This is a genomic window from Kumtagia ephedrae, assembly GCF_003012745.1.
Classification (GTDB): domain Bacteria; phylum Pseudomonadota; class Alphaproteobacteria; order Rhizobiales; family Rhizobiaceae; genus Kumtagia; species Kumtagia ephedrae.
The window spans coordinates 1-357 of record NZ_PXYK01000085.1 but is presented as its reverse complement, the minus strand read 5'-3'; the positions used below and the strand labels follow the sequence as shown (position 1 = coordinate 357).

The window sequence follows — 357 nt, the reverse complement described above, 5'->3', positions numbered from 1 at the left end:
GCGCTCGAACAGGCATTGTGCGACGAGATCGGTGAAGCGCAGGATCGGCATGGCGATGCGGTTGGCGTTGGCGGCAATGCGCAGCAGCGCATAGGCGATCATGGCGGCGAAGAGCTGCAGGCGGATGGCATTGTCGGTGTTGCCGAGGAATTTTCGGATCCTGAGATGCTGCTTGATCCAGCGGAACAGCAGTTCGATCTGCCAGCGCCCCTTGTAGAGGGCGGCGATGCCGACGGCCGGCCGCTCGAGATCGTTGGTCACAAGCGTGATGGTGTCGCCCTCCTGGCGCTTCACGGTGATGCGGCGCAACGGCATCGGCAGGCTGGAATCGCCCTTGCTGGCAAGGCTGACCTCGGC

Annotated in this window: 1 protein-coding gene; it reads right to left on the bottom strand. The window is 63.9% G+C overall.

Annotated elements, in window-relative coordinates; all coding sequences use genetic code 11:
* Positions 1-357: transposase (locus C7I84_RS29385; protein WP_133170191.1), on the bottom strand; the 357-nt coding region annotated here is incomplete at both ends.